Annotated in this window: 22 protein-coding genes and 1 pseudogene; 13 read left to right on the top strand and 10 right to left on the bottom strand. The window is 43.0% G+C overall.

Annotated elements, in window-relative coordinates; genetic code table 11:
• Positions 1-3 precede the first annotated feature (3 nt).
• Both BLS03_RS13665 and BLS03_RS13660 read right to left on the bottom strand, forming a co-directional pair.
• Entirely contained in the window at positions 4-1,212 is a 1,209-nt protein-coding gene (locus BLS03_RS13665; RefSeq protein ID WP_093274931.1) for an IS256 family transposase, read from the bottom strand.
• Between the two features lie 328 nt (positions 1,213-1,540).
• Positions 1,541-2,068 (bottom strand): hypothetical protein, encoded by a 528-nt coding sequence (locus tag BLS03_RS13660; RefSeq protein WP_093274929.1) that lies wholly within the window; start codon positions 2,066-2,068, stop codon positions 1,541-1,543.
• Between the two features lie 290 nt (positions 2,069-2,358).
• Between BLS03_RS13660 and BLS03_RS13655 the strand changes: the two genes are divergently transcribed.
• From BLS03_RS13655 to BLS03_RS13645, 3 genes are read left to right on the top strand one after another with little or no spacing between them, the layout of a single operon-like run.
• Positions 2,359-3,033, top strand: coding sequence for a hypothetical protein (locus BLS03_RS13655; RefSeq protein WP_093274926.1), 675 nt, complete (start codon positions 2,359-2,361; stop codon positions 3,031-3,033).
• Positions 3,026-3,280, top strand: a complete 255-nt coding sequence (locus BLS03_RS13650; protein ID WP_093274924.1) for a DUF4258 domain-containing protein — start codon at positions 3,026-3,028, stop codon at positions 3,278-3,280. Before BLS03_RS13655 ends, BLS03_RS13650 begins: the two co-directional genes overlap by 8 nt.
• A 15-nt stretch (positions 3,281-3,295) precedes the next feature.
• Positions 3,296-4,060 (top strand): hypothetical protein, encoded by a 765-nt coding sequence (locus BLS03_RS13645; RefSeq protein WP_093274921.1) that lies wholly within the window; start codon positions 3,296-3,298, stop codon positions 4,058-4,060.
• A 73-nt stretch (positions 4,061-4,133) separates the two neighbouring features.
• On the opposite strand, the gene BLS03_RS13640 is transcribed toward BLS03_RS13645, so the two are convergent.
• Positions 4,134-4,499, bottom strand: coding sequence for a hypothetical protein (locus BLS03_RS13640; protein WP_093274919.1), 366 nt, complete (start codon positions 4,497-4,499; stop codon positions 4,134-4,136).
• 658 nt (positions 4,500-5,157) lie between these two features.
• On the opposite strand from BLS03_RS13640, the gene BLS03_RS13630 reads away from it, so the two are divergent.
• From BLS03_RS13630 to BLS03_RS13620, 3 genes are all read left to right on the top strand, one after another.
• A complete protein-coding gene (locus BLS03_RS13630) occupies positions 5,158-5,340 on the top strand; it encodes a hypothetical protein (RefSeq protein WP_093274913.1) in 183 nt (60 codons plus the stop codon).
• A gap of 294 nt (positions 5,341-5,634) precedes the next feature.
• Positions 5,635-7,086, top strand: a complete 1,452-nt coding sequence (locus tag BLS03_RS13625) for a phosphoadenosine phosphosulfate reductase domain-containing protein (protein WP_093274910.1) — start codon at positions 5,635-5,637, stop codon at positions 7,084-7,086.
• Positions 7,087-7,116: 30 nt separating this feature from the next.
• Entirely contained in the window at positions 7,117-7,707 is a 591-nt protein-coding gene (locus BLS03_RS13620; RefSeq protein WP_093274907.1) for a hypothetical protein, read from the top strand.
• 572 nt (positions 7,708-8,279) lie between these two features.
• Here the strand turns inward: BLS03_RS13620 and BLS03_RS13615 are convergent.
• The 3 genes and pseudogenes from BLS03_RS13615 to norV form a co-directional block, all read right to left on the bottom strand.
• A pseudogene (locus BLS03_RS13615) lies at positions 8,280-8,614 on the bottom strand (TehB family protein).
• A gap of 57 nt (positions 8,615-8,671) precedes the next feature.
• On the bottom strand, positions 8,672-9,814 hold the full coding sequence (norW, locus tag BLS03_RS13610; RefSeq protein ID WP_093274905.1) for an NADH:flavorubredoxin reductase NorW: 1,143 nt from the start codon (positions 9,812-9,814) through the stop codon (positions 8,672-8,674).
• A 10-nt stretch (positions 9,815-9,824) separates the two neighbouring features.
• A complete protein-coding gene (gene norV, locus BLS03_RS13605) occupies positions 9,825-11,324 on the bottom strand; it encodes an anaerobic nitric oxide reductase flavorubredoxin (RefSeq protein WP_093274903.1) in 1,500 nt (499 codons plus the stop codon).
• 219 nt (positions 11,325-11,543) lie between these two features.
• On the opposite strand from norV, the gene norR reads away from it, so the two are divergent.
• The 3 genes from norR (at position 11,544) to BLS03_RS13590 (ending at position 15,300) form a co-directional block, all read left to right on the top strand.
• Entirely contained in the window at positions 11,544-13,094 is a 1,551-nt protein-coding gene (gene norR, locus BLS03_RS13600) for a nitric oxide reductase transcriptional regulator NorR (protein WP_176765592.1), read from the top strand.
• Between the two features lie 211 nt (positions 13,095-13,305).
• Positions 13,306-14,616, top strand: a complete 1,311-nt coding sequence (hmpA, locus tag BLS03_RS13595; RefSeq protein ID WP_218122006.1) for an NO-inducible flavohemoprotein — start codon at positions 13,306-13,308, stop codon at positions 14,614-14,616.
• Positions 14,617-14,751: 135 nt separating this feature from the next.
• Positions 14,752-15,300 carry a class I SAM-dependent methyltransferase gene (locus BLS03_RS13590; protein ID WP_093274899.1) on the top strand — a complete coding sequence of 183 codons (549 nt, stop codon included), beginning with the start codon at positions 14,752-14,754 and terminating at the stop codon, positions 15,298-15,300.
• Positions 15,301-15,522: 222 nt separating this feature from the next.
• Here BLS03_RS13590 and BLS03_RS13585 read toward each other — a convergent pair whose 3' ends face one another.
• Both BLS03_RS13585 and parS read right to left on the bottom strand, forming a co-directional pair.
• Positions 15,523-15,996, bottom strand: coding sequence for an RES family NAD+ phosphorylase (locus BLS03_RS13585; RefSeq protein WP_093274897.1), 474 nt, complete (start codon positions 15,994-15,996; stop codon positions 15,523-15,525).
• A complete protein-coding gene (gene parS / locus BLS03_RS13580; protein ID WP_093274894.1) occupies positions 15,996-16,436 on the bottom strand; it encodes a type II RES/Xre toxin-antitoxin system antitoxin in 441 nt (146 codons plus the stop codon). Before parS ends, BLS03_RS13585 begins: the two co-directional genes overlap by 1 nt.
• Positions 16,437-16,843: 407 nt before the next feature.
• Here parS and BLS03_RS13575 point away from each other — a divergent pair, with 407 nt between their 5' ends.
• From BLS03_RS13575 to BLS03_RS13565, 3 genes are all read left to right on the top strand, one after another.
• Positions 16,844-18,463: a DUF4942 domain-containing protein gene (locus BLS03_RS13575; RefSeq protein WP_093274892.1), complete on the top strand. Its 1,620-nt coding sequence runs from the start codon at positions 16,844-16,846 to the stop codon at positions 18,461-18,463.
• Positions 18,464-19,569: 1,106 nt separating this feature from the next.
• Positions 19,570-20,640, top strand: a complete 1,071-nt coding sequence (locus BLS03_RS13570) for a type II toxin-antitoxin system RnlA family toxin (protein WP_093274889.1) — start codon at positions 19,570-19,572, stop codon at positions 20,638-20,640.
• A complete protein-coding gene (locus BLS03_RS13565) occupies positions 20,641-21,006 on the top strand; it encodes a type II toxin-antitoxin system RnlB family antitoxin (RefSeq protein ID WP_093274887.1) in 366 nt (121 codons plus the stop codon).
• A gap of 40 nt (positions 21,007-21,046) precedes the next feature.
• Here BLS03_RS13565 and BLS03_RS13560 read toward each other — a convergent pair whose 3' ends face one another.
• Together BLS03_RS13560 and BLS03_RS13555 are read right to left on the bottom strand one after the other, a co-directional pair.
• Positions 21,047-22,231 (bottom strand): site-specific integrase, encoded by a 1,185-nt coding sequence (locus BLS03_RS13560; protein WP_176765591.1) that lies wholly within the window; start codon positions 22,229-22,231, stop codon positions 21,047-21,049.
• 10 nt (positions 22,232-22,241) lie between these two features.
• Entirely contained in the window at positions 22,242-22,604 is a 363-nt protein-coding gene (locus BLS03_RS13555; RefSeq protein ID WP_176765590.1) for a hypothetical protein, read from the bottom strand.
• 232 nt (positions 22,605-22,836) lie between these two features.
• Between BLS03_RS13555 and BLS03_RS13550 the strand changes: the two genes are divergently transcribed.
• A complete protein-coding gene (locus BLS03_RS13550; protein WP_093274879.1) occupies positions 22,837-23,241 on the top strand; it encodes a hypothetical protein in 405 nt (134 codons plus the stop codon).
• Positions 23,242-23,387 lie beyond the last annotated feature (146 nt).

Raw genomic sequence — 23,387 nt, 5'->3', positions numbered from 1 at the left:
GGGTTACATGTAATCACTCAGTCTGTCTTCGAACATAATCATAAAGCGGTTCAGGGCCTGTCGCCAGTTTCTGATGGGCATTGTCCACCTCTTGGATGCTTCCTGAATCGCTAAGAAGATGACCTTCCTTGCTGATTCATCCGTTGGGAACAGCTTACGTTTTTTGATGGCTTTTCTGAGCACACTGTTCAACGACTCGATGGCGTTAGTCGTGTAAATGGCCTTCCTGATGTCCTCAGGATAGTTAAATAGTGTATTGAGGTTAGTCCAGTGGGTTGTCCAAGAGCGGCTAATTTGAGGGTACTTCGCGTCCCATTTATTAGCGAACTTCTCTAACGCTAGCAAGGCTTCATCTTCGGTTTTCGATTGGTAGATGGCCTTCAGATCTACAGCGACCACCTTGTAGTCTTTCCACGGCACGTATTTCATCGAGTTTCGCACCATATGGACAATACAGAGCTGGATTTGAGTATTTGGGAAAGCGGTATTGATAGCGTCAGGGAACCCTTTTAGTCCATCAACACAAGCGATGAGGATGTCTTTGACGCCTCGGTTTTGTAACTCCGTAAGTACATTCAGCCAGAACTTAGCCCCTTCGTTTTCAGATAACCACATGCCGAGTAGCTCTTTCTGACCTTCCATGTTGACGCCGAGTGCTAGATAAACCGACTTGTTGATGACTTGCTTGTCCTGGCGGATTTTGACCACGATACAGTCAAGGTAAACAATGGGATACACTTCATCCAGAGGACGAGATTGCCACTCGATAACTTGCTCCAGAACGGCGTCAGTGACCTTAGATACCAAGGTGGAGGAGACATCCGCATCGTACATTTCTTTGAACGTCGCGACGATCTCTCGGGTAGTCATGCCTTTCGCATACAGACTTAAAATCTTGTCATCCATGGATTGGAATCGAGTTTGGTGCTTACGAACTAACTGAGGTTCAAAGCTTGCTTCTCGGTCGCGAGGTACCTCAATCGGAACTTCTCCATCATCAGTGATGATCGACTTAGATGAGTAGCCATTACGGGAATTCGAGCTGGGTTTAGTAGCGTGTTTTTCATAACCAAGGTGCTCATCAAGTTCAACATTGAGCGCGGTTTCAACGGTCACCTTGGTTAACATTTTACGGAAGTCATCAAGATCGGATTCTGTCTTGATTGACTTGGCTGCTTCACGAGCAAAAGCTTCAAGTGCTTTTTTATCCATTTGTCTATCCTTAGCCTTTTAAGGCTTAAGCTTAGACAATTACACAGAAATCAGGACAGTCTCTAATTTTCATAATCCGAACAACACAAGTTAGACCTTTGGCTCTAACTTGTTTATGTCCAAAACCTTGTTAGAGATTAATCAAACTTTAGCTTTTTATAGCCTACTAATCGCTCGAAGAGGCACGTTCCCGATCAAATTTATTGTCCTCCAACAGTTTTGGTCAGGCCTCAATTCGTAGCTCGAATTGCGGTAAAAAGTGCCACACCAAGTCCCGGTGTAGCGCGGGTAAATCATAACCATATGAGGGCAGAGGTGGTCCTTTGGGTTAGGAAAAGTATGGCCCAAGGATACTGTGAAGAAATTCGGCAACATCTTCTAACTGGGTTTCATAAACTGCTATATCATTTTTATACTGCATGCCAAACAACAGTTCTTCAGCTGTTTCTGGAATTGGCATTCTCGGTATCTCGCCTTTTGCGGAGTATGGGTAGCGGCGTAGCGAGAAAACATCTTTGTTAAGTTTCAAGTCCTCTTTAAATGATCGATAATATGTCTCCGCATACTTAGTTTCTAAGAATGCCGCATCATCCGGGAAATTAACCTCAAGCTTATGAAATATCTTCGCGTGGTCATGTTCACGTTTAGTATGACGAACTTTATTGGCCACTCGGCTATGCCACTCGACCTCTGTTCTTATGCTCTTCAGAAAGCATTCAACTGCTAAAGCCAGCATTATATGGTATGGAATGGAGCTAGATACCTGCCCTTTTAAAACTTTTGCTGCATCGTAATAGTCTTTGCCGTAAGTATATAACCCGAAATCTACGATATTCTTAGATATTGCGATGCCCATAGAACTCCTACCTTCTCAATTATTATCAACTCGTTAAGTTTGCCACCAACCGATCACTGCCCTTGATTTTATCATTCTCCATTTAGCATGTTCTCGGCGCCGCTCTGAAATCCCCAAAACATCCTATCCTCAGGTCCCTTTGGTTTAGTAAGACCGTAATACTTCCGTTGAACAAAAGTTGTCGCTGATCACAAAGATCATCTTGATGACGTTTGAAACATCATATTTTATTGACCACACAAAAGGTACGCTGTACTGTTCATTATGTTTGAAACGTAATGGAAAGAATTATGGCTTATCTGAATATTGGCAAACAAATACCTCTACGTCCTTTGACGGAAGATGAAGTAATGGAATACGTGTATTACGTCCTCTATCACTGTGATTATCTATCTCAGGTAGGAAGAACGGGTATATCTCCAGACCGATATTGTGACCATATGGATGAAGATGGTCGTGAGTTGGTCCTGAATTCACACCTTTGGCAAGAATTTAAGTTTGTCTGGGAATATGCGGAAAAAGGATTACATGCAGACGAAATCACGCAAGTTCAGGCCTCTGACCTTATTTCTGGCCTGTACAAATACGCAGGACTTGCCGAGGTTGTTCTCTTACACGATGGTGATTTTGGACTCGAGAGCCGCTCTGTCAGTTATGCTGGGACAATTATACTTTACAAGTTTATGGCAAGACTGAAGCTCGATTTCAATTGGGATATGGAAGACGTAACAGGCGCTTTCTGTCTCTTTCCAATGGCCCATGATACTGAACTCACCACGGTGGAATATGCCCTCCTTGCCGGCTTCTCATCTCATGGTGCCGTGCGTAACGAGATCAGCAGTAAGACTGATCCCCTTAAAGCCACCAAAGTTGGCAAAACCCTATTAATTTCCGTAGATGAAGCACGTAAACGCTTACCAAGAACAAGAAATTACATCCCAACAAAAGGGGTGACTCATGCCTAACCTAACGAAACATGCCAAAACGCGCTGCCAGCAACGCGGCATCGATCCAACCGTCATCGATATCTTAATGCTTTTCGGTATCGAGATTAATGAAGACAACGAAGCCGAAAAACTGATGATTTCAAAAAGGGATAAGAAACAATTGTTGAACAAGTTGAATAAAGCCAAACAAGCTGTAGAGAAAAATATTTATACGGTGATCAGCCATACCGGTGAAGTCATTACTGCAGCCCACAAATATCACTAATCAGTAGGAAAAATAATGGAAAAGAACAATCTTACTCAGTACACCTATGAAGTTACCCATTGCAACCCTGCCAAACCATGGGATGTGTCATTACAAATGTTTAAAGACGACCGCTTATCGGTCTATTACGCGCCATTTGAGCACATCAATAAAAAAGCAAAAGTTGTGCTGTGTGGTATAACCCCAGGCGCAACACAAGCAACAGAATCATTGAGCATTGCAAAATCTGGTGTTGTCGCGGGTTCTTCCATCCCTGACGTTCAAGCCAAAGCCAAGCAAGCCGCAAGCTTTAAGGGCTTTCGAAAACCATTAAGTGAAATGCTCGATGTGGTGGGTTTGAACAAAAAACTTGGTATCGATTCATGCGATCAGCTTTTTACGACTCATGCAGGTCTGGTGCACTACACAAGCGCATTGCGCTATCCAGTAGTACAAGCTGACGGTAAAGGTTACAACGGTACCCCTAAAGCGCACAAACACCCATATCTACGCGGCATGCTGCATGAGTATCTAGCCGCGGAAATTAAAGAATTGGGAACTGACTGCTTGTGGATTCCATTGGGGCCAGCTGTTAATGAGGCGCTGGAGTACTTAGTAAGCGAAGGAATATTGCGAGCGGAACAATTGATCAGTGGTTTACCCCACCCAAGCGGGGCCAACGCAGAGCGGATCGCGTATTTCTTAGGTAATAAAGCAAAATCAGATTTGAGCATCAAGACGAACCCTGAAAAACTCGATTCAGCAAAGGCCTCTCTAATTACAAAAATCAAAGCCGCATAACGGCCCGCATTATTCCAAGATAATCAGCATCCCAGATAGTATCTTTCTAGGTATTGTCTGGGGGCTATTCCGATTACTTTGACAGACATAAACGGTTAAGTTCTTGTCTCACATCATGCTCCATTTTGTCTCGCCATCCGTCAAAAGCTTCACTAGTCGTGATCACCACTATCTCACCCACAGCTAAGCCGTGCTCGACACCCCAAAGCTTAATCTCGCCGCGTCCACTTGCTGTTAATTGGTAATCAACGCAGTCTTTACTGTGCATACCAAGCTTCAAGATATACCACTCGGCAAACTCGTCGTTTGTACAATCTATTGCCTGAAATTCAAAGACAGATGGTGTGTCGGGTACCGGGCAAAAGTAACCTTCGTACTCTTCAGGCGACACCACATATTTCACTTCGGCGCTACGTGACGCACTCTTATTGCCATTCAAATAATGTCTCCAGTAACGGTTGCTAGCGGTTGGCGCGGGATATTGTTATTCAAGGCTGCATAAGCAGCCTTGTTAAATTGACGGTTAATCAAATGATTGTGGTTCGTAGTGTTCATCGCATGTTGCTTGACCAGTGGAAGTGTATGTCGCAGGCCTTTCACAGTATTCACACTCGGTACCATCGAGCGGTATGTTGTCGTCGAACTGCTCATTAGACTCATATCCGTCCTGTTCGACTTCATTGCACTCAAATTCTTTATCGTTCATTGCTAAACCTTCTGATTTACATAACCACCCTGGGACATTCAGGGCTTTAATAAACAACTGAATTAGTCAGTTGCTTATCACTGGCACATGCTACAAAACGTATCAACGTTATGCTGTATGTTGAGGTTTTACCTTGGCGGCATGCTGATGGATGACTCGAACTATGTGAAGTAAAGTTAAACATCGCCAAGATCTGAAACTAGACGCAAGGACAAAGATTAGGAAATTGCGCAAAATCAAAACATTGCAAAATCATCTCATAAGCAAATTGCATCTGATTCGTGAAGACAGTACTTATAGGGATTCGAACTAGATATTGAGCCTTAATTAAATTAGCCTCAGGAGTTATCTAGATATATCAGTGAATTGCTTATAAAGTTGGATACAGATAATGAAAAAACAAACACCCCACCAAAAAGTTGACATCAAGATTCAGATACAAGGTGCACCCGATCCTATTCTAAATGATACGTTTGATTCTGACGGTAAATATGAGTGGTATGGAGAACAGTTACCTTTGCATCAGTATGTGTCAAACGTTGTAGCATCTGCTCTTGGAATCGCCGATGAGTAGATTGAAGCCCCAATTAGGGGCTTTCACATTTTTTGAAGATTCCAATATAACAAAACTTTGTATTCAACTGGCTACAGTTTGTATACACCATTAACTCATCAAACCACAAAACCGAATACTTTTCTCGTAAAGTAGTACCAACAAAAGCCATCATACGGTAACATCAAATTTCCTTCGGCAATTCGACGCAATACTTTGCCAACCGAGCTTATCGGTGCGTCACTTCCTTCTATCGATTCATTCGAAATTTACTCATATCTAGCCACGGCTAATATACACATCCAAGGAACTACTATGTCCAATCAGCTACCTGCTGCTATTTTGCAGACGATCCAACCTTTGCTAAATAAAGGCTGTTTCCAACTCCCTAAACACCCAGATCCTAACAAGAAAATTTTCTATATCTGTCCACTTAGTGGCGGTATCGATAGCTTCGCGACTGCGCTCGTGATGAGAATTCTTTTCCCTGAAATTCCGATAACTTACGTACATGCAGACACAGGTATTGAGGCTAACGGAACATCTGAGGCATTAGATCAGTTTGAACGACTAACCGGACGTAAAATCCTCAAGCTAAAGCCTAAGAAAGATATGCTTACGATGATTGAGGACGCAGGTAATTTCCTGCCAAGTCAAAGGCAACGAGCATGCACTCAACAACTTAAAACTATTCCCTTCAAAAAGTTCTATGACGCTTTGCGAGAAAGGCATGGTGAGGATGCTGTGTTTATCCAGTTTGTTGGGCTTCGTTATGACGAACCAACACGTTCTGGTATTGACTGGCAATCTGACTACATTGCTTCATCTTACCCATTACAGGCCTTGCGCCTTGTAAAAAAGGATGTAAACAAAATTGTAGACGCAGCGATCGGCTTCCCGCGCTACTATGCGCAAAAGTCCCGATCAGGTTGCCAGATCTGCATTTTTTCCCGCAGAAGTGAAATCATCGCCGCTTGGCATGAAAACCCACAGCTGATGACTCGAGCGGCAAACATGGAAGAGGTTCCTGCAGACATTGTCAAAGTCTATAACGCACTGCCTAAAACAGTCAGCCAAGTTACGGGCATCGCCAGGAACTGGATGCGCTTTTACCGGCCAAGCCGGTTAGGTGAAGTCTCCATGACTTACGAAGCAAAACGCGGTACCAACAAGGTTAAGGATAATGTTCTCGACCTGTTCGGCGCCTCCGAAGCCCGTAAGCTCTATGTTGCTGTGGAATATGAGTATCAAAGTGATTGCTATGGCATGTGTAAAGAGCCATTTGTCTACTTTGAGCGGATCATTAACTACTCGACATCACTAGCTGGCCTGAAAAAGTCGTTAAAGCATTTCTGGTTACACCGTATCCATACCCTTGAAATGAACCACGACAACGAAGAAGAACTACGCGCAAACCGGCAAGTACAAATACTGGAGTTGGAAATCGACGATTTCGACCAAGAAATCCCGCAAACCCCAGAAGATATTTACACTTGGCAAAATGATCGTAAAACTCTTTATTCAATCCGAAAAACTAACGCTGTTATCGAACGAGTTCTCCTTACTGAAGGTTTCTACCAAGAACTCAAATCTACCAACCCTAGCACTAAAAAGGCCGCGGAACAGGCGGTGAAACTACTCGAACAAGATAAGTCGTATGGGCGAATCATTAGCTCAATGACTTACAACCAACCTTCACAATCCGAGCTTGAGGACGATATCGATATTACCGATGCTCCGGTCGCCTGCATTGCTTGTTCACGCTAAACCATTACAAATACATCTAAGGAAAACACTATGTCTAATGCACAACTAAATCTTTCAACAGAATGCACGTATAAAGTCGAAAACATCTATGAAGAGTTTTCTATCAGTGCGAAAACCAGTATCTACCGCAAAACTGCGAACGTGCCTCTAAAATTGCTGGTCTCTCGCGGACTGATTCGCGGCTCAGTTTTGAACTTTGGGAAAGGTAAATACGATACCGACTCTAAATTCATCATTGAAAACGTGGGTAACTGCTCAGACTACGATTATACGTACCACAAAGTCGATCTGCTTGGTTGCTCATTCACGACCGTAGTGAGTTGCTATGTAGTAAATACTCTCCCACCACAATCACGAATGGTTGTCTGGCGTGAGATTGCTGATGTCACAAGTAAAACGGATGGACGCGCCTATGTCGCCGCTCGAAGCGATGCTGACCGCGGTATCAAAGGCACTAAGTACGCTGATGGTGTAAGAACTTCGCGCCAAACATTTCAGACCGCGTATTTTGAGGGGAGACTTCGAGATGAGGCATTACGTGTTTTCAAATATGCACGAGAAATTAAGGCTAAATCAGGATTTCGAATTGTTGAATGTAGCCATGTACCCTTTGAAGATTAATCCACCAGATGGTGGCCAATCATAAACCAGAAACCGTTAGCAGAAATGCTAGCGGTTTTTTTGGCTAATTAGTCTGGCTTAGGCGTTGGGATAACTGCAATTATCCAATAACTATACACGCATTATTCATTGTCAAAGATTTTATTTTATCTCCAACCTCTTTAAGCTCACGCATCTCTTTCTAGTCCAATAAAGTCTGATCATTTACAATAAAGCTTGTCACTTTTCCTCTGTCAGTTCACTTGGCAGAGTTGATGCAAACCGATAGTTGCGAACCAACTATCGCAAACACGCCTTTGCCCCAAAATCATTCAGCCAACCAGTGTCAAACTTTAGAACAGGATAAAGCATATTTTTCAAAATGAATAAATATGCTTTTAGCCATTTTCCTTATACACATTCGATTAATTAAATGATCAAATTTGCTCTGTTCCTAAAGTAGAAATAAATCACTCTGTTTTTATCAGAGCGAGACTGATTCCAAGCACAACGTTGCGTAATCATCATGTTGTCGTAATTTTCAAAACATAGATAGGGTTATGTTAGTTGTCAGGCTCAACCGGCAATAATCACTAAGATTTTGAGTGATACATGGGTTGATGTTTTTGACTCGATTCTGACCAGAAATTGATGTTGAACTGCGCATCTTCACTGAGTTCAATTCGATGCCAATATTGTGGTGGGCTGGTCGCAAATTGTCCTGCGTTAATAACCACGACCGCTTCTGGTTCAGTGGTGTTATCAGCAAAGCCGTAGTAAGTCACCTGACCTTCCATCACACATAACTGACCAAATACACCTTTAGCTGTATTGTGATGATTAAGTAGTGCCTGAGGGACATTCTCTTTAGTGAAAAAGGGGTTGAGCGTTGAATCGTCCAATTTTTTGGAATACGTAGATGTGACATAGTTATATCCTCTCTGATTTAAATCGTATTCAGTTTAATACTTATAGCATCTGGGCTTTATTTCGTTTGAGACAACTCACGAAGCAGTGAAAATGCTTGAGTGATTTGTTCGCCAGCTACGATAAAACCCGCCATTTGATTACGTTCATTTTCCGCTTTTGCCACAATGCCAGACTGAGAAAACTGCACATTCCACAGCACAATATTGTCAAAGTTGCCCGCAAGCTGAATGGGATAACTTGGTGTTTTCACTTTTATCATCGTAGGCGGAAGTGCTAATTGTGCATCTTGCCCTAATAGCTGCTTGCCCAGAACATTGGCGCTTAACACGATCGGCTGAAGATAAGGCATCAGGCGTCCCTGAATTTCAGCGCAATCGCCCAGTGCGTAAACATTGGCAACTGAGGTCTGTAGATGAGCATCAACAGCGATGCCCTTGTTTACTTCAATTCCCGACTCTATAGCTAACTGGGTATTTGTACGTAAGCCGGCAGCAGATATCACTACGTCTGATTCAATCACTTGACCACTAGTCAATGTAGCAACGTACGAGTTCTCTGAACAGTTCAACTCGGCGACACTATTACCCAGCGCCAGTTGAATGCCTTGCTGTTTAAGCTGATTTTCTAGTGGTAACGCAATGAATTCGGGGATGAGATTAGCTAACAGGTGCGGGTTTGGTTCAACAACCGTCACTGCTTTACCCGCGCTTGCCAGATCCATGACAATCTCAACACCGATCAAACCACCTCCTACAACTAATACGCGTTTCGCGCTGCTAATTTTTACTTGTGCTAATTGATACTCTTGTAATGAATTCAGCGTAATAACTTCATTAGTTGCATTACCCGACATAGGGGGTACAAACGCTTTTGCTCCTGTCGCAAACACTAATTTTGAATACTCATAAGAACGACCATTTGCCATCACTTGCTGCGCCCGTGTATCTACATTTTCGATTAAAGTGTTGGCAAACAGCTCAATATTCTGCTCTTGGGCGAACTCTTCACCGTATTTTACGACTAAATCAAGAGCTGTTTGTTTTTTACTGAACACATGACTCAAGTCTGGTTTGTTGTATTCCGCTCCGTTATCGGCAGTAAATACTTGAATCGGGATATGTGCGTCCATTCGACGCACAGTTTTAACTAACTGGTAAGCAGCAAAACCACTACCAATAATGACGATTGGTGCTTGCATCGCAGTCTCCTTAACCCTTGTATTCAACAAATACGTCTTTACCCAAGTGACATTCTGGGCACAGGAAATAGTCCGGAACGTCACTCCAAACAGTTCCTGGCTCAATGTCTTGATTTGGCTCACCTTTCGCAGGATCATATACCCAGTTACACACAGTACATACCATGCATTGGCAATCAGCAGAGTGTGCTTGTGCGCTTTGAGTGCCGGGCTGAACATTAACTACCGCGTCTGGTACTACTTGTTCAACCGGTTGAGATACTTGAGGCTGTTCAACGACAGGCACTGGCGCTACAACCGAATTTAACAGTGTTTTCTTTGCCCATAACTTAGCTATATTCTGACCATGCTCACGGCATTCGCGCATTGCCTTACCATCTGGTCGCCACTTGGCTTTCAGACTCACAGCGGTTTCAAATCCTGCATCAGTTAAACGCGCATGAATGCGGTCTACTGCACCACCGTTCCAGCCATAGCTACCAAAAGCGGCGGCTTTTTTGGCTTTGAAACGAAGACCGGTGATTTCTTCCAGCATGCCTGCAATTTTTGGCATCATCACATTATTCATAGTCGAAGAACCAACCAAAATACCTTTTGAGCGGAATACATTGGCCAGGATTTCGTTCTTATCATGTTTAGAAACGTTAAAGACTTTCACTGCAACACCCGGGTCCACATCATGAATACCCTGTGCAATCGCATCCGCCATCATACGAGTATTATTCGACATAGAATCGTAGAAAATGGTGATACGATCTTCTTGATAGTCACCCGCCCACTCCAGGTACTGCTCAATGATTTGCACCGGGTTATCACGCCAAACAATGCCGTGAGACGTCGCAATCATATCGACAGGAAGATTGAAACTTAGAACCTCTTTAATTTTCGCTGTCACCAGGCTACTGAATGGTGTCAGGATATTTGAATAGTAACGTAAGCATTGTTCCATTAACTCATTTTGGTCCACTTCATCGTTAAACAGACGTTCATCGCAGTAGTGCTGACCAAACGCATCGTTACTAAATAATACGGCATCACCCGTTAGGTAAGTCATCATACTGTCTGGCCAGTGAAGCATCGGTGCTTCAACAAAGACCAGTTGCTTACCGTTACCAATATCAATATTGTCACCTGTTTTTACAGTTTTAAAATCCCACTCTGGATGATGGTGATGACCAACAATTGAATCAATGGCCGCTTCGGTACAATAGATGGGAGTAGTTGGTATTTTTTCCATTAACGCTGACAACGCCCCAGAATGGTCTTCTTCGGCGTGGTTAATCACGATGAAATCTATCGACTTAAGGTCGATTTCCATTTCTAGGTTTTGAATAAATTGCTGACTGAACCGATGATCCACAGTATCGATCAATACGGTTTTCTCTTCGCGGATAAGGTAACTATTGTAACTGGTGCCTTTTGTTATTTTGTATTCGGTACCGTGGAAGTCCTGAACCTCCCAATCACGTTGACCAACCCAATGAATGTTATTTTTTACATGTATCGTCATTCTTTCTTACCTCAAATTAAATGTGATGTTTGTCTTCAAAGAGCATGAGGCGTGCCAACATTATTTATTGCTTAAATAACAGTTAGATAAGAATTTTTTCTACCTATAATTATCATTTTGATACTGCTTTTGTTTTTGTCATTCTGACAAATAAATTATCATTATGGTAAATTGGAGTTTTACTTAGATAGTTGTTATGGGGTGCAATGAGTGATGGTTATGGACCAGGTTGGAAAAGAGTGGGTTCAGGTAGCTCTGGATATTACTTCCGGTATTTCTCATCAGGACAGATTTGATCGGTTGCTTTCTACGATTAGGAATACATTGAGATGCGACGCTTCTGCTTTGCTGCTCTTTCGCGATCAACAGTTTGTACCTTTGGCGATAAACGGATTGAGTGTTGATGTACTTGGGCGTCGCTTTAACATCGAGCAACACCCAAGACTTGAAGCCATAGCACGGGCTGGTGATATAGTTCGTTTTCCTTCGGATAGTGATTTGCCTGACCCTTATGATGGCCTTATTCCTAATCATGCAGAAGAACTCAAAGTGCATTCCTGTATAGGTCTGCCGCTTTTATTTGATGATCGCCTACTCGGTGCAGTGACCATCGATGCATTTGATTCGACTCAATTTGATAATTTTGAAGATGATGATCTGCGTATTATCAGTGCATTGGCCGCCAGTAGCCTGAATACCGCACTGTTGATGGAGCAATTGGAAAGAACTTCAGGTGTGAATGTGAATCAGACGAGGCCGTCGGGAAAATTTATTCAGCTTGGAGAAATCATTGGCCAGTCTCCGGCCATGCTGGATTTAAAATCACAAATTGATGCCGTTGCTGATACCGATCTTTCCGTACTTATTATGGGAGAAACAGGTGTGGGAAAAGAACTTGTGGCCAACGCACTTCATGCTCAATCCAAACGTTCTGAAAATACACTCGTTTATCTGAATTGTGCCGCGCTTCCGGAGTCTGTTGCTGAAAGTGAATTATTCGGACATGTCAAAGGGGCCTTTACCGGAGCCATTAGTAATCGTAAAGGTAAGTTTGAGCTGGCAGATAAGGGAACGCTTTTTCTGGATGAAATTGGTGAGCTGTCACTGCCGTTGCAAGCTAAATTGCTGAGGGCTCTCCAGTATGGCGATATACAACGAGTAGGTGATGATAAAAATATTAAGGTAAACGTGCGCATTATTGCTGCGACCAACCGAGTAATGCACGAAGAAGTAAAAAAAGGGCACTTCAGAGCCGACCTGTATCACCGTTTGAGTGTCTTCCCCATATTTGTTCCGCCATTAAGAGAACGAGATAAAGATATCACTCTGCTCGCTGGTTTTTTTGCCGAGAGATGCGCACATAAGTTCGGTGTCACAAATGTCAGCCTGAGTGGAGCAACATTGAGTCTTCTCCAGACTTACACCTGGCCTGGTAATGTACGTGAACTGGAGCATGCGATAAACAGGGCTTCTGTAATAGCAAAGTCTGACAGTCAGTCAGAGCAAATATTATTACTGCCACAGTATTTTTACTTATCTGGGGAACCAACGTCTCCACAGCCAATTGACTATGAACCAGACACACAAACAGAAAGTGGTATGACCGAATACCGAGAGTTGGGACTAAAAGAGGCTGTCGAGCGTTTTCAGACCCAATTTGTACAAAGAGCCTATCTGGAAAACGATAAAAATCTTAGTGCCGCCGCCAAGCAGTTAAAAGTTAATTCTCCCAACTTACATCGATTGATGAAACGCCTGAACCTGAAATAGCTACAAGAGAATTGGATTCTCCAAAAGTTGTCAGCCCTTTTTTCACATACTCATTATGACAATATTATTATCATAATGAGTATGTGAAATATGCTCTTTTTGATAATTAGAAATTCTTAGCGATGACTAATTGATTATAAATCAATAAGTTAATCACATGGCATAACTAATGCTATGTAGTATCCGTCGTCATGCAAGCTACTAGGCGCGGATGAACGGCTCTAATAATCATAGAAACTATCTGTTATCCGAGCAGGGTATAGATAATGAATTGGACTTAGTCAGTCAGAAATTACCGTTTGATTGTAATTTTAATTATCAAAAGAGAGATATTATGGACCACCAGCAAAAGGCGCTAGTTTCAAGTACGGTTCCCGTTTTACGTGAAAGTGGGGTTGCCTTAACTTCCCACTTTTATCATCGCATGCTCACACATAACCCTGAACTAAAACACATTTTCAATCAAGCAAACCAAGCGCAGGGAGCGCAACAACAAGCGTTAGCAATGGCTGTACTCGCATACGCTGACAATATTAACGACCCTTCTGTGTTACTGCCCGTAGTTGAGCGTATCGCACACAAACATACCAGTCTTGGTATCCGCGCTGAGCAATATAGTATTGTAGGTAAACACCTATTAGGTTCGATCAAAGAAGTATTAGGCGATGCTGCCAGCGATGAACTCATTGATGCGTGGGCTGCTGCATATCAACAATTGGCTGATATTTTTATCAGCGTAGAATCAGGACTTTACCAAGACTCTGTAACAAATGCTGCCGGCTGGTCAGGCTGGCGACCTTTTAAAGTAACGAAAAAAACACAAGAAAGTAGCGAAATTTCTTCCTTCTATCTGGAGCCCAATGATCAAGGTTCCCTTCCTCATTTTAAGCCTGGTCAATATGTCTCCGTGCGATTATATGTAGAGGATAAGGGCATATATCAACCTCGCCAATACAGTTTATCTCAGGCGCCAGGGAAACAGACGCTACGAATCTCGATAAAAAGAGAATCCGACACTACTGATAAGCCTCAAGGTGTGATTTCTAACCTGATGCATACACAGGTTGAAGTTGGCGATGTCATTGATGTCTCTGCACCATTTGGGGACTTTTTCTTGGCAGAGCAGTTACCTCGCCCCATTGTAATGATCAGTGGCGGAGTGGGGATCACCCCGATGATGTCGATGAGCGAACATCTTGATCGAATCAACGCCCTATCTCAGGCGCACTTTATACATAGTGCAAAAAATTCACGCGTACACGCATTTAAAGATGTGACGGATGACTTTGCAAGCCGAGGCATGAAAGTTAATTATTTTTACGATGAAAGTGCTAATTTTCAAAGTGATATACAACCAGGGCCGTTTAAGTTAGACGACTTATTGCCTGAGGATCCAACTCGAATGGATTATTACATCTGTGGCCCTCGAGGGTTTATGAAGCGGTATTTTGAAGAACTGCGCGGACTTGGCGTAAAAGAGGAACACATACATGCTGAAACATTCGGGACCGGAGGTTTTTAGTACATTTGATTTTCCAGCCGAGCCTTGGGACACCGGGGTAATTCCGTATTGATTATAAAGACCCAAGTGACTTCAAGACCTGAGTTTCACTCTTTGAATTTGCTTGGGTATGTACACACGAATAGAGAGAAAAAGATGGTAAGTTTTGCTGAGCCTGAGAAATTAGCCTTTATATTTGACGGTGAGAACCGACAGCAATGGCAAAATACGGACCATATTCTGGCAACACTGGATATTAAGCAGAATGAGGTGATCGCAGATGTTGGCGCTGGAACGGGTTACTTTTGCCAGCAATTTGTGTCGAGAACCGACGTTGGTCATATATACGCTATCGATCTCGAAGCTAATATGGTTGCTTATTTAGAAAGTAGATTTACCGAAGAGCCTCGAATTAGCTGTCGATCATGCACCGCCGATAACCCTAATATTCCAGAAGGTGTGGACACCGTGTTTCTCGCTAATAGCTATCGATTTATCAGAGATAGAGCGACATTCCTTGCTAAATTGAAAGAACAAATTACACCAGAGGCTCGCGTAGTGATCGTCGATTTTAAAGGGTCAAATGCGCGTGTGACCCCGGAAATGGCGATACAAGAAGTGAAAGATGCTGGGTTTGGAATTGTTAACTTTGATCGAGATGGTTGTCCCGATCATTATATCTTAAGTTCTTGCCTGAAGCCCTGAACTAGCTATCTAATTAAGTATGATGATCGAAGTCGGGATGGGAACACTTTCTCATTTTAATTAATGAATACAAGGAAAAATGAACCAATAAAAATGCTAGGATATTGATTTTTTTACTCATAATGGGGAGGCGCAATTTTGTTAGATAATTTTTAAAGACAAAATTTTCTAACAAATTTATGTCCAAAACCTTGCTAGAGATTACTAATTTTAGTGTCGAACTCACTGCTTAAATATCCTAGGGTCAAACGTAAAACTCAGCTTCTCGTGAGCATCAAATATGGCCTTCATTTCGGGATGATGGACATTGACGATGTAATTTCTATCCCTTGGAGAGATAACTGAAGGAACTTGGAGTGCGGCGAATTGGGGGTCTGAATCATTTAAAAACTCATCGCCGATTTCTTGCGTTTGTTCACTCACCGGGATGTTACGCCATGAATCTGGCAAGTCTTCTTCGTCAAGTTTAACGATAAGCCGTTCGGGAAGCTCAATTCGATACAAGTCGTATTGGTCGATGATTTGCGGGTCGTTCTTGATATGCACGAAGACCTCGAGACAGCACAGCGACTCTGACTCTGCGAAATACAATGCTTCCGTACCTTTTGAATTCCATCGTCCGCCAAACAACTTCGCCCCGATCGGGTTAAAGGGCGCCGCGCCAAATTTCTTTTGAGTAAGACGAAACAGCTTCACTATGAGAATACCCCATGCTCAAGGCGGCCAATCAAATCTTTCACTGTTTCAAAATCAACGGATGTGGCGACCATATCGAGTGGACGTTTGTCACCAAGCCCATAGACACGCTCACGCATCCACTCAAGTGCTCGGTCCTCATCATTGAATAGATCGGTTGCCAACTTGGTTAGCAAGGCTAAACGGTACATCGCGTCACTTTCTTGTACGTTGAACCTTTCTTGGTTCTTCAATCGGCGCTTAATCGTACTAACGGGGATGAGTGTAATGCTGTGGAATTCATTTTGAGAAATGTTGAGTTTATCGATAATGTTTCGATAAACAGTGGTGTTAAAACCTTGGTGAACTGCCTGAGACTTATCTTCAATGCCTAGACTGGTCCAGAAGCTATTTCGTGAAGTGCGTTTTGGTTTGAAACTTGGAATGTTGGTAGTGCTCATAACCGATCCTTAATTCGATAAGACCAAATGACCTTACCATTATGGACCAGATGAGCCATTTTATCAATGCAGTCAATGGCACTTCAAAACATCATCAACTCGAATAGGTGACATTGTCACTTAATGTGGGCTACATTAGCAAAACAAACATACCCGCGGCGCGAAGTCTCGACCTAGAGGCCACACGACAACGTCGGTCAGTAAAGCGATCTAACTCAACTCTTAGCACTTGTTTTCCTTTTGCAAACTACTTGGCTTGATGTATGATTCAAGCTCACCATGACAAACTAGATGCATAAATTTGTCACAGACTAACCTCTGAGCATCACTCCTTTCTCGCAATACCCTGCACTACTCCATTTACCAGTCGTCAATTCGGCGGCATTACTACATCTAAGGAAATACCCATGCAAATCGATATTGTTGATTTTATTAACGATCATGAAACTCAACCTTCTACCTCAACATCTCTTGCAAGAGCGAACTACAAGTTTGACCTTGGCAACGATGAATTAAACAAAACCTCACTCGCAATCAACGGTTCTTCAATTGAGCGCGAGCATATGCGTTACACCCAATGTGTTGAAGCGATAGATTTTTTCTACAACAAAAAGTCTATTATCAACTCAGTGTTTCAGTATGTATCAAGCGACTCGAGTCGTTTCTATCCTCGAGACAAAGTTGACGCTCTTAAACAGCTAACAATCAGCTCTTGGAAAAGTCTCCTGCATACAACTGGCATCTACGATGTTATGCCACAATTGCGCAAAGACGAATGGAACAACCAGAAAGACTGGATCGAGTTTAGCGAAGATAATATCAAAGCTACTCTATTTGCTTTGTTGCAAGAGCAAGGGAAGTTCACCGCTGAAAAAGTTGAGGGTTGTTTTCTTGGCCTGTCAAAAGCGCATGTAACGAACCGACCAGAAGGTTTCTACAAGCGATGCATCTTTGAGTTGAGTTACAACGATTACTCTTTCATCGATAGCCGATTAGCGAACATTCACGACTTACGTTATCTAATTTGCCAATTAACTAAGCGCGAGTTTTCGTTTTTCACGGAACATCATACCTACCAATTGCTCAACCGCGTACCTAAGGATGGACAATGGTATGAAATTGATGGTGGCGCGTGGAAGATCAGACGATATCTTAAAGGAACTGCTCATATCGAGTTTCATCCTGATATCGCTTGGCAGCTGAACAGTATACTTGCAACAATATACGGGGCAGCTATCCCAGAAAAACACCGCAAACCAGTCAAAGTTCGCAAAGCAAAAGAGGTTAAACTGCGCCAGGATTTACTGCCGCTTGAAGTGATCTCAAAGCTGGCCGATCTAAGACCAAGTAGCGGTAGGAACAAGCCGCAAAATGGTTACTCTTACTACTTCCATAGCTATGACGTTGACAAGCATCTCGTTCGCGAAATGCATAAAGTTCTGACGCTCATTGGCGGGAAAAAGCAAAGCTCAGGCTCATATCTGTATGACTACGATATCACTAACGTACTCAGCGAAGTGATCCGCACCGGTCAAATACCAGATAAGTTCTCTCACCAGTACTACCCGACGAATGAAGAACTGGCACAAACCGCAGTTGATATGCTGAATATTGGTCCTAACGAGCTCACCCTTGAACCGAGCGCCGGTCAAGGTGGGATCGCTAAGTTCTTACCTTCAGATTCTCACCTCGTCGAAGTCTGCGAGCTCAATTGTCGCATCCTCAATGAAAAAGGTTTCGAGAACGTGATTAATGATGACTTCATTAAATACGCAAAAGAAACAACTCATCGATACGACAACATTGCAATGAACCCACCGTTTTCAGAAAACCGAGCGTTGGTCCACCTCACTGCAGCACTAAACTTGCTCAATTATACCGGTTGCCTAGTCGCCATCCTTCCTGCATCCGCAGTCAACTACGAACTCCCCGATGGATTTGAATATAGCTTTTCTAAGCCGATTGAAAACCAGTTTGAAGGGACCAGCGTTACTGTCGTGATGTTGAAAGCCACACGAAATCGATAAGCGTAAATACATCTGGAGAACTACTGACTCATAATCGATTGGTCCGCAGTTCAAGTCTGGGAGGGGCCACCATATTGCATAAGGCTCGTAGAGAAATCTACGGGCCTTTGTCTTTTCTGGTCCGGTCGATATCCGGTCTGCGATTACTTCCGGTAAGCTCTGGTCCATTCGGTCAGCCGAAACACGCCACGTAGTCACCACAGAGTCACACTTCCTGTCTCAGAGTGATATCCACCATCAGAACCTTCTCTCGTCTGTACAACACGAATCAGAGCAGATACATACCACTCAACATCAGAACCGAACCCCAGAAAAACTTCGCGCTGGAACCAACAAAAATATAACCAACATTCTGTCCATTAGGTCCAGTTATTAATATAGATATGGGATGGATAGCTAGTTCAGTGGCGGGAAGGACACCTATGATCCTAAAGCTCCCAGAACTAGCCAGTCAGGAAAAAACAGCAATCAATGATGACCGATTACCCTCAGTGGTAATCGGTCTGTTATCTCTTAAGTGATTTAGGTCAGCAGTAAGCGACACTCAACCACAGCACCAGAAACAGCAGCTAATCACAGGACTGGTATTCATACTCGAACCGGAAAAACCAACGGCACATAGGATTACAGCGCGAATCTGGTATGAGTTAGGGTGTCGAGTTGGGTTAGTCGAATAGGATGTGAATCTAGCTGGTTACTGTCGGGACTGCCATGGCTGTCAGAATTGTCGGCACTGTCATGACCGTCGCAACTGTCAGGACTACAGGGTAAATATATCTACTGCCGCCGCCGTCGGCAAACTGGACGGAAAACCTAAATAGGAAATTTACATTAGGGTTCGTGTCCAGCTCGGTATCTAGCCAAAATCACAGCTAAAGACCGGATAGAGACCGGACCGACGACGCCGTCGCGATAATTACAGAAACTACATCATGCAGGAAGTTAGGCAGGATAAGCCTTAGAGAGAGATTACAGGGCCAGTCTGATGTGACCGACCCAGCGATCTAGGATTTTAGGTGTGAGGGTGAAGGAAGCTAGTTCGTATCACATATGTATTTACTTGCATGTGATACATTGACTTTTTTATTTTTGAGGGAATCAAGTTAGTGGAACGTAATTATAAAAATTTAAACCTAGACCGCGCTGCTATTGAAGAGTTAACACAAAAAATGATAGCAGAGAGAGGCTACACACTAGAATCGTTTGATGATGTTCCAGGAACTCAAGCTGGGAAGCGAGTGGTGTTTGGTCATGCAGGAAAAAATTTTGCCACTGTAGATATCTTGTTCATCAAAGGAGGTGTATCAACCATCAAGTACCTAACTGGAGCTAATCGTGAGTTGGGTAAAGAGTTAGCTGATTATCTGTATGAATCAATAAATCCAGCAGAATTTGAACAAGTAAACCTTGTATTAAAAGGCTTTATCGAAACGATGCTTATTCCTGTTCTAGAAGTAACTGGTGAGGAAGCACATATTGAAATTAATGAGCACTCAAGAGATAAATTAAAAACGGTCTGGAAAATACTCTCCAAAGAGTATCAAGATGAAATAACTGTCACATTACACAACTCAACTAGAACTTTGCATATTCAAGGTCGCCCTCTATCTTGCTACAGAGCTTTTATATTTAATATTTCTGAACTACTTGACTTAGCGGGCCTAGAAAAAGTTCTTATCCGTCAAGATGATGGAAAAGCAGATATAGTTCAACAAGAAGTTGCTCGTACGCATTTGAAAGCTGTTTTAGGTGATGCATACGAAAAAATCCATCAGAGTGTTGAAAAATTGCTCACATCAGGATTGTGTGTTAAGCTCGCCGCCCCTGAACTTCCAGATTACTGTTTGTTGCTGTATCCAGAGCTGAGATCAATAGAGGGTGCACTCAAGGATAAAATGAAAGACTTTGGCATGACCGTTGGTAAAGATGGTTTCGGTGAGTTTTTTGAGCACAATAACGGAAAGTGGGAGCTAAACACTGCATCTGCTGCAAAGTTTCCCAATATAGCAACGACAAACGTTATAGAAAGTGCCTATAATTTTTACAATAGAGAGCGCCATGGACTCTTCCACATGGAGCCAATAGTTGACGCAAGCCGAATGATTAGTGACATGAAACATCTCATGACAAAGTCAACTCAAGCTTGGCAACAAATAAAGAGCCTATATAGTATATAAATGTTTAATATCAGAGTGTTAGATAAAAAAACTGGTTTAATGGCTATCGTTACTGCGATCGGCTATGAGAATCCGTTGTCTGCGCTAAATGAAGTTGAGTTAGAGTTGAAATCAGCGATAGATCCTATTCTTAACGGTCGCGTCCTATTTGACCTTGCGTGCTCAAATGGGTTCGAGTGGAACAGATTTATGTCCTTAGATTTTGAGAACGGGCTATTTAAAATAAATAGTGCAAAAGTTATTGATAGTGATGAACTAGCGCAAGAACTGCTAGAGCAGCAATCCGACCTGTTGATAAGTAACATCGAATACTCTCAAAACGCGGTATTCACACAAGATGAACTTTTTAGCCTTCAATCTGCTTGATATTAACAGTGTGACAGATAGTCACACTGTTACATCTGAACTATAAAACATCCCCTACCAACGCAGCCACATTAGCGCTTACCTCTCGCAACCTACTAGAAGCGAGATGGGCGTAACGAGTCGAAGTTTGTGGCGACTGATGCCCCAACAAGTGCTGAACATTATAGAGAGTCGCATTTCCGCTGTTGATCAGGATCGATGCGAAGCTATGCCTGAGATCATGAATTCGGAAGTTGTCAGTAATCCCGGATGCTTTCTTGATCCGAGCAAATGCCTTCTTCGGATGAGCGATAGGTCTACCGGGTGCATCTCCGGCAAAGATATAGGGGTTCTTCGGTTGTTGAAATCGTCGTTGATCATGGATGACCTCTTTAGCTAAATGATTGAGTAGGACCGTTCTCGACAGCCCCGACTTAGTGTGTGGTAGAAATAGGCTCCAATTGCCGTCGTCGTCGACGGTAAGACACTCCCATTTCGAACTGGTAATTTCACCTATGCGCATTCCGGTCAGAAGTGCGAATTTCAATGCGTTAGATTGAGTGCGATTGGGTTCTTCGTTACATGCCTTGATGAAGGAAGAAACCTCTGCCCGTGATAGGAACCGCTGTCTTACATTGTTTTCCTTAAGCTTCCTGATGTACTGACCGGGATTAGAATCGACATACCCCCATTCCATTGCGAGCCTGAACATGCGAAGAATTAAGGAACGTAGACGATTCACCGTTGCAGGCTTCCTACCTTCTAGTAATCCGTCCAACAATTTCTGAATGTCCTGCTGACCGATATCAGTGAGAGGTTTCTTGCCCCACTTCGGATAGAAATGAAGCTTGAGACTACCTGCGTCACTTTTAGCTGTGAGCTTGTTCATCATTGCGTAGGGTAAGTAATGCAGCTCAGAGAACTCCTGGAAAGTAAGCACGTTGCGCTTCTCATCACGAATAGCCTTGGGGTCATTACCTAGAGCAATTTCCCGTTTATGGTCATTGGCAATCTGACGAGCAGTGTTGATGTCGAGCGCTGGATACTCACCTAGCTGGATAGATTTCTTGGTTCCGTGGAATGTGTACCTGAACAAGAAACGCTTCCTGCCTTGGCGGTTGACGATCATCTTGAGGCCAGAACAGAGTTCGTCTGTGTATTCAGTTTCCTTACTTTTGCTCGTCGTCGGCGTCGGTGGTAGTGAGTCGAGTTGGCGCTTATTGAATTTGAATTTTCGGGATTGCATTGCTGCCTCCTTAGTCATTCTCGATGGAGAAATATTGGCGTAATTCGGTGAGTAGTGTCTTAGGCATCAGCATGTAGATACCCTTACCAGAGTCCTCGACAACGCTCAGGGTCAGTGTTGCTCCGTAATCTAGTTCGTCTTCGAATTCGGTATAGGTCAGTGCTCGTTTTAGCATTTCGATATCGTCGACGACGACAGCAGAGAGTTCGGATTTCGATGTTAGGAACCAGAGCTCACATTGCAGTTCATCCCATGCCTGTTGGGTTTCTGCTGCATCGTGAAATGGTTCGGTGAGGATGGATTTGACTTGTGCTTGTAAGGTTGTGGTGATTGGTAGTGCTGGTAAATCTTCTAAAGATGTAATCTTAATCATATTAAACTCCATGATTATCAGTATCATAGAGTTAATATGTTTTTGATTTGCTTTATGATTCGGCTAGTGCATCACGGTCTAGCTAGTGACTTGCAACAAATGCATTAAAATATATTGACACCTGACTACAGGCACATCTATTCTAATGGTGAATTAAATTTCAATTCACTTAAAATTTATTTTTTACTTATAAATTCTTATAGTTATTGATGGCTGAATCGGAGATTGAATCATGGGTGATATTTTTGGTAGTAATAGTGGCGATAGTGGTGTTTCTGATTCCAGCTATCAGCAGCAACAAGAAAGTGAACAAAACACTTACAGTCAGCGTACGATGGCGCAAATGCGTGATACACAGGCTCAATATGAACGGACTCAACAATCTATGGCGTTAGATTTAGCCCGTAATAGTGGTGACAATCCTCAAGCTATGCTAGATACAATGGTAGAAATGAAAGACAACCAGCGTCGTATGGACGAGTTAGCTGCTAAGATTCAGGACAATGTCTCAGATTTTAACCAACACGATTTTAATGATATGCGTGAACGCCGTAAGAATGGGCAGACAGATGTGCAAATAGCCATTTCCTATGCGACGAACGCATCGTTTGTTAATCGCCGCATTAATGGGAAATAATTAAATTTAGAACATTTCACCACCACCCAATATCAACTCACATTTCCCAATCTAAAATCCTAGATCGCTGGGTCGGTCACATCAGACTGGCCCTGTAATCTCTCTCTAAGGCTTATCCTGCCTAACTTCCTGCATGATGTAGTTTC

It is taken from the genome of Vibrio xiamenensis, assembly GCF_900100015.1.
Taxonomy (GTDB): domain Bacteria; phylum Pseudomonadota; class Gammaproteobacteria; order Enterobacterales; family Vibrionaceae; genus Vibrio; species Vibrio xiamenensis.
This window is presented reverse-complemented; position numbering and strand designations above follow the sequence as displayed.

Excerpts from the sequence above, each read along its gene's own strand:
- norW (WP_093274905.1), bottom strand. The coding sequence starts at position 9,814 with ATGCAAGCACCAATCGTCATTATTGGTAGTGGTTTTGCTGCTTACCAG.
- BLS03_RS13650 (WP_093274924.1), top strand. The coding sequence starts at position 3,026 with ATGCCTAACCTAACGAAACATGCCAAAACGCGCTGCCAGCAACGCGGC.
- BLS03_RS13625 (WP_093274910.1), top strand. The coding sequence starts at position 5,635 with ATGTCCAATCAGCTACCTGCTGCTATTTTGCAGACGATCCAACCTTTG.
- BLS03_RS13560 (WP_176765591.1), bottom strand. The coding sequence starts at position 22,231 with ATGCAATCCCGAAAATTCAAATTCAATAAGCGCCAACTCGACTCACTA.
- BLS03_RS13660 (WP_093274929.1), bottom strand. The coding sequence starts at position 2,068 with ATGGGCATCGCAATATCTAAGAATATCGTAGATTTCGGGTTATATACT.
- BLS03_RS13645 (WP_093274921.1), top strand. The coding sequence starts at position 3,296 with ATGGAAAAGAACAATCTTACTCAGTACACCTATGAAGTTACCCATTGC.
- BLS03_RS13575 (WP_093274892.1), top strand. The coding sequence starts at position 16,844 with ATGCAAATCGATATTGTTGATTTTATTAACGATCATGAAACTCAACCT.
- BLS03_RS13555 (WP_176765590.1), bottom strand. The coding sequence starts at position 22,604 with ATGATTAAGATTACATCTTTAGAAGATTTACCAGCACTACCAATCACC.
- hmpA (WP_218122006.1), top strand. The coding sequence starts at position 13,306 with ATGAACGGCTCTAATAATCATAGAAACTATCTGTTATCCGAGCAGGGT.
- BLS03_RS13620 (WP_093274907.1), top strand. The coding sequence starts at position 7,117 with ATGTCTAATGCACAACTAAATCTTTCAACAGAATGCACGTATAAAGTC.
- BLS03_RS13630 (WP_093274913.1), top strand. The coding sequence starts at position 5,158 with ATGAAAAAACAAACACCCCACCAAAAAGTTGACATCAAGATTCAGATA.
- parS (WP_093274894.1), bottom strand. The coding sequence starts at position 16,436 with ATGAGCACTACCAACATTCCAAGTTTCAAACCAAAACGCACTTCACGA.
- BLS03_RS13550 (WP_093274879.1), top strand. The coding sequence starts at position 22,837 with ATGGGTGATATTTTTGGTAGTAATAGTGGCGATAGTGGTGTTTCTGAT.
- norV (WP_093274903.1), bottom strand. The coding sequence starts at position 11,324 with ATGACGATACATGTAAAAAATAACATTCATTGGGTTGGTCAACGTGAT.
- norR (WP_176765592.1), top strand. The coding sequence starts at position 11,544 with ATGGACCAGGTTGGAAAAGAGTGGGTTCAGGTAGCTCTGGATATTACT.
- BLS03_RS13565 (WP_093274887.1), top strand. The coding sequence starts at position 20,641 with ATGTTTAATATCAGAGTGTTAGATAAAAAAACTGGTTTAATGGCTATC.
- BLS03_RS13655 (WP_093274926.1), top strand. The coding sequence starts at position 2,359 with ATGGCTTATCTGAATATTGGCAAACAAATACCTCTACGTCCTTTGACG.
- BLS03_RS13590 (WP_093274899.1), top strand. The coding sequence starts at position 14,752 with ATGGTAAGTTTTGCTGAGCCTGAGAAATTAGCCTTTATATTTGACGGT.
- BLS03_RS13665 (WP_093274931.1), bottom strand. The coding sequence starts at position 1,212 with ATGGATAAAAAAGCACTTGAAGCTTTTGCTCGTGAAGCAGCCAAGTCA.